Annotated in this window: 4 protein-coding genes; all 4 read left to right on the top strand. The window is 69.5% G+C overall.

The genetic code is table 11. The annotated features are described in order from the left end of the window. Positions 1 to 629: dual specificity protein phosphatase family protein (locus tag AC6EI8_RS25850; protein WP_498383305.1), on the top strand; the 629-nt coding region annotated here is incomplete at its 5' end. Further along, complete coding sequence (locus AC6EI8_RS25845; protein WP_498383304.1) at positions 619 to 1,071, top strand: hypothetical protein; 453 nt, start codon at positions 619 to 621, stop codon at positions 1,069 to 1,071. The genes AC6EI8_RS25850 and AC6EI8_RS25845, both read left to right, overlap by 11 nt. A 4-nt stretch (positions 1,072 to 1,075) precedes the next feature. Then, positions 1,076 to 1,702, top strand: a complete 627-nt coding sequence (locus tag AC6EI8_RS25840) for a lysophospholipid acyltransferase family protein (protein WP_498383303.1) — start codon at positions 1,076 to 1,078, stop codon at positions 1,700 to 1,702. Between the two features lie 28 nt (positions 1,703 to 1,730). Beyond that, a complete protein-coding gene (locus tag AC6EI8_RS25835; RefSeq protein ID WP_150083897.1) occupies positions 1,731 to 2,684 on the top strand; it encodes a phosphatidate cytidylyltransferase in 954 nt (317 codons plus the stop codon). Positions 2,685 to 2,755: the final 71 nt, after the last annotated feature.

Below are 2,755 nucleotides of genomic sequence, written 5' to 3'. Positions count from 1 at the left end.
TGCTGTGGGGCGCGTTGGCGCTGGCCTGCGTCGCGCGGATCTATGCGCTGGCGGCGCCCGCCTGGTTCCAGAAGGACAGCGGCGGCACCATGGCGATGGCCGCGCGCTGGGTGCTGGCGCCCTATCTGCTGGGCGCTTTCCTCAATTCGCGCTGGTGGACGCGGCGGGCGCCGCAGGCGAGCGCCATCGCGGACGGTGTCTGGGTCGGACGCTTTCCCACGCAAGCCGATCTTCGCGCATCCGGTGCCGATGCCGTGCTCGACCTGAGCGCCGAACTGCCGCGCGCGGTTCGCGGCGATTCGCTCGCCTATCGTTGCGTGCCGATGCTGGATCTGACGGTGCCCACCGCGGCGCAGCTCGATCAGGCGGTGGCCCAGCTCGACGCCTGGCAGGCGGCCGGAAGGCGCGTGCTGGTCAGCTGCGCGCTCGGCTATTCGCGCAGCGCGATGGTGGTCGCCGCGTGGCTCGCGAGGCGTCAAGGCGGGGCCGATGCCGCGGCGGCCGTCGAAGCCGCGCTGGCGCATTTGCGCACGCACCGTCCCGCGGTCGTGCTCGGCGACGCCCATGCCGACGCGTTGCGGCGATGGGTCGCGCAGGGCCGCATACCGGAGCGCTCCCATGCATCCTGATGCGATGCGGGAAGACTCTGCCCGCAACACCGATGCCTGGACCGCCCATGCCGTCGCCGGCGCATTGTCGGGCGCCATCTGGATGGCAGGGACCGGCCTGGCCTTCGGTCTCGCCACCGTCTGGCTGCTGACGGCCGCCACGCTGCCGCGCTGGCTGACGGCCGTGCCGTTGCTGCTGGCGCTGGCCCAGTTCTGGCTGCTGCTGCGCGTCGCCATCGACCGCCGTCTGTTCGAGGCGCTGGCAACGAACGCAAATCGCCACGGGGCTGCCGATCTGGCGGGCCTGGACACCGCGCTGTTGCAGCTGGGCTGGATTCCGCCGAGCCGGCAGGGCCGGACGATGGCCGACCGCGCCCGCGGTGCGCTGCGCCTGGTGCGAATCTGCGGCGCGCTGGCCGCGATCCAGCTTGTACTGACCTTTCTCACTTCGATCCTGGGATAACACCATGTGGATTGCCCGCGTGACCGCGCGCGCCATCATCGTCTTCGCCCGCCTGCTGACCGGCATGCGGGCCAACTGGCAGGGCTGCGTGCCGGCGGCGGTGCAGCGCGTCTACTTCGCCAACCACAGCAGCCACGGCGATTTCGTGCTGATCTGGGGCTGCCTGCCGCCGGAGCTGCGGCCGCGCACGCGTCCGGTGGCCGGCGCCGACTACTGGGACCGCTCGCCGCTGCGGCGCTTCATCGGGCGCGATGTCTTTCGCGCACTGCTGATCGACCGCACCCGCAGCGATCCGGGCAGCGATCCGGTCGCGCTGATGCGCGGCGCGCTCGAAGGCGGCGATTCGCTGATCCTGTTTCCCGAGGGCACGCGCAACACTACCGACGCGCGGCTGCTGCCGTTCAAGAGCGGGATCTTCCATCTGGCGCGCGCCTGCCCGTCGGTGGAGTTCGTGCCGGTCTGGATCGACAACCTGAACCGCGTGATGCCCAAGGGCGAATTCGTGCCGGTGCCGCTGCTGTGCACGGTCACGTTCGGCCAGCCGGTGTTACTGGCGCCGGACGACGACAAGGAACGCTTCCTCGCCCGATGCCGCCACGGCCTGCTCGCGCTCGCTCCCGTACTGGATTGACGCTGGATTGACCCTGGACTGACCCGCCATGCCCACCCTGCATTGGAACCACGAGACCTGGCTGCTGTTCGGCGGCCTGTTTGCCGTGCTGCTGCTCGCCTCGACCGTGACGCTGCTGCTGCGCTGGCGCCTCGCCGGCGGTGGCTCCCACCCGGTGATCGACAACCTCGCGCAGCGCGTCTGGGCATGGTGGTGGATGATCGGCGTGATGGGCGTGGCCTTCGCGCTCGGCCGCACCGCGGTGATCGTGCTGTTCTACCTGCTGTCGTTCTTCGCGTTGCGCGAGTTCGTCACCATCACGACCACCCGGCGCGGCGACCATCGTGCGATCGTGGCGGCCTTCTTCCTGTTCCTGCCGCTGCAGTACGTGCTGGTCTATGTGGACTGGTACGGCATGTTCTCGATCCTGATTCCGGTCTACGCTTTCCTGCTGCTGCCGATCCTGGCCGCGCTGTCGGCCGAGACCACGCGTTTTCTCGAACGCTGCGCGGGCGTGCAATGGGCGGTGATGATCTGCGTGTTCTGCATCTCGCATGTGCCGGCGCTGCTGACGCTGCCGATCCCCGGTTTTGAAGGCCGCAATCTGCTGCTGATCGCCTTCCTGGTGATCGTGGTGCAGGGCAGCGACGTGCTGCAGTACGTCTGGGGCAAGCTGTGCGGCAAGCGCAAGATCGCGCCGCTGCTGTCGCCGTCCAAGACGGTGGAGGGCTTCGTCGGCGGCGTGGCCAGCGCGACGGCGCTCGGTGCCGCGCTGTGGTGGATCACGCCGTTTGCGCCATGGCAGGCTGGCGCGATCGCGCTGGTCATCGCGCTGATGGGATTTCTCGGCGGGCTGGTGATGTCGGCGATCAAGCGCGACCGCGGCATCAAGGACTGGGGCCATATGATCCAGGGCCACGGCGGCATGCTGGACCGGCTCGACTCGGTGGTGTTTGCCGCGCCGGTGTTCTTCCATATCACGCGGTATTGGTGGGTGCCGTGATGGCGGCCTTTCCCGCGCGCTAGAGGCGCGCCGGCGCGCTGGCGGCCGCTCCCGCGCTAGAGCAGACCCGC

The sequence above is a fragment of the Cupriavidus sp. R6-3 genome (assembly GCF_059772245.1).
The sequence above is the reverse complement of the archived record's forward strand: the minus strand, read 5'-3'. Positions and strand labels throughout refer to the sequence as shown.

Excerpts from the sequence above, each read along its gene's own strand:
- AC6EI8_RS25835 (WP_150083897.1), top strand. The coding sequence starts at position 1,731 with ATGCCCACCCTGCATTGGAACCACGAGACCTGGCTGCTGTTCGGCGGC.
- AC6EI8_RS25845 (WP_498383304.1), top strand. The coding sequence starts at position 619 with ATGCATCCTGATGCGATGCGGGAAGACTCTGCCCGCAACACCGATGCC.
- AC6EI8_RS25840 (WP_498383303.1), top strand. The coding sequence starts at position 1,076 with ATGTGGATTGCCCGCGTGACCGCGCGCGCCATCATCGTCTTCGCCCGC.